At 50.4% G+C, this 1,948-nt stretch carries 1 protein-coding gene; it reads left to right on the top strand.

What is annotated here, in order from left to right:
- Positions 1–804: 804 nt before the first annotated feature.
- Entirely contained in the window at positions 805–1,782 is a 978-nt protein-coding gene (gene epmA / locus BG74_RS07375; protein WP_066597564.1) for an elongation factor P--(R)-beta-lysine ligase, read from the top strand.
- Positions 1,783–1,948 lie beyond the last annotated feature (166 nt).

Here is a 1,948-nt window from a genome sequence, read left to right on the forward strand (position 1 = left end):
GCTTTCACCGATATTTTACTCACTTAAGCTGGCCCGTGACGTTGCTCGTGGTATTCCTGAACGGGATCTCGCCGCGAAATTTACGTTTCCTCAATTTGTCCCACCGCGAACAAGTGCACCGTTTCGCCGTTGCCTACTGTCCAATTTCCAGAAGCGTTTTCTTTATTTTTCGTTGATGTTCCCCAGCGCCGGTATTAGCGCCTTATCATTAGCGGTGCTAATACGTCTGTCTGGTTTTCTTATCTGTATCAAGATATCTGGCTTCCTTGCCATCGTCAACTCGTCAGATTTCCTTATCCCGCTGAGTACGCGCCAACAACGATTATACCTACCGGTGGTATTCGTGCTTAACCCAAATAAATCAGTCTGTCCACCGTGAAGTTAAGTGCCGTGGCAGTATGCAACAGCGCTTGCCTCGCCTGTGCATCTAGCGTTTTAGGGTGCGTGATATAAAATCCACAAATAATTAAGGCTTGATATCCAGCGCATAACGGTAATCTTCATCAAGGACGATAACGTGATAGCCGCCGTAGAATAGGCCGAAAAATGAGACCATTAGCGAGGCTGTCTTCGGCGAGCGCTAGATAGCGCTCCTTTCCGATACTCTGCTTCCAGTATTATTTAGAGGTGGAGAATTCTGAATTGATGATCTTTATACTGCCGTCAGAAAGAAGGATGTATTGGGTGGTAACATGATCTAGACCGCGTTCAAGGCGTGGCCAAGGTTAAAAAGGGCGACAGTGATGTTTATTTGCGCATAGAGATACTGGTAGACTGCATCCCCTGTTTAACGGAGGGAAAAATATGAGCGATTCGGCCAGCTGGCAACCAAGCACACCCATTAATAATTTGTTAAAGCGCGCTGCAATTGTGGGCCAGATCCGGCAGTTTTTCAGCGATCGCGGATTACTTGAAGTAGAAACTCCGGCCATGAGTCAGGCAACGGTGACGGATATCCATCTTGTTCCATTCCAGACCCGCTTTATTGGGCCAGGTGTTGCCGGCGGTATGTCGCTGTATTTGATGACCAGTCCAGAATATCACATGAAGCGCCTGCTGGCGGCTGGTAGCGGTCCTATATTCCAGCTTTGCCGCAGCTTTCGTAATGAGGAAGCCGGTCGTTATCATAATCCGGAATTTACCATGCTTGAGTGGTATCGCCCCTATTATGATATGTGCCGCCTGATGAATGAGGTCGACGATCTGCTGCAGCAGATTCTGGATTGCGATAGTGCGGAAATGCTTTCTTATCAGCAGGTATTTATCCGTCATGTGGGAATTGATCCCTTATCGGCGGATAAAGGGCAGTTTTATGACGCAGCGGTTAAATGGGATCTCGGTGAGGCAGCTTCTTCAAAGGACGATCGCGATACCCTGCTGCAATTATTATTTGCTATGGTGGTCGAACCTCACATCGGTCGCGATAAGCCGGCTTTTGTTTACCATTTTCCCGCTTCTCAGGCTGCGCTAGCGGAAATCAGTACCGAGGATCATCGGGTGGCGGACCGGTTTGAAGTCTATTTCAAGGGTATTGAGCTGGCCAATGGTTTCCGTGAGCTAACCGATGCGCGCGAGCAGCGCCAGCGCTTTGAGAAGGATAATCGTAAAAGGATAGCGATGAGCCTGACCGAACAGCCTATCGATGAAAATTTACTGGCGGCCCTGGCGCAGGGTATGCCGGAATGTTCCGGAGTGTCGTTAGGTGTGGACCGACTGGTCATGCTGGCGCTGAAGGCCGAGAGATTGAGCGATGTAATTGCCTTTCCGGTAGAGCGTGCCTAAGCGTCCTTGTTGTTGCGGCCGCCACTGGCCTTTGCCGGCGTAGACGTTACCTCACATTCCCCCGAACCGTGCCGGTCCTGTGCCGGCACAGGTGCTATCACAGTCTTTCCGACCGGTGTTGACGGGCCATTGCGCCGTTACTGACTGCCTGGCAGAATCAGTAGTG

Source organism: Sodalis-like endosymbiont of Proechinophthirus fluctus, from assembly GCF_001602625.1.
Classification (GTDB): Bacteria; Pseudomonadota; Gammaproteobacteria; order Enterobacterales; family Enterobacteriaceae.

Bases quoted from the DNA above. Each gene is read 5' to 3' on its own strand.
- epmA (WP_066597564.1), top strand. From the start codon at position 805: ATGAGCGATTCGGCCAGCTGGCAACCAAGCACACCCATTAATAATTTG.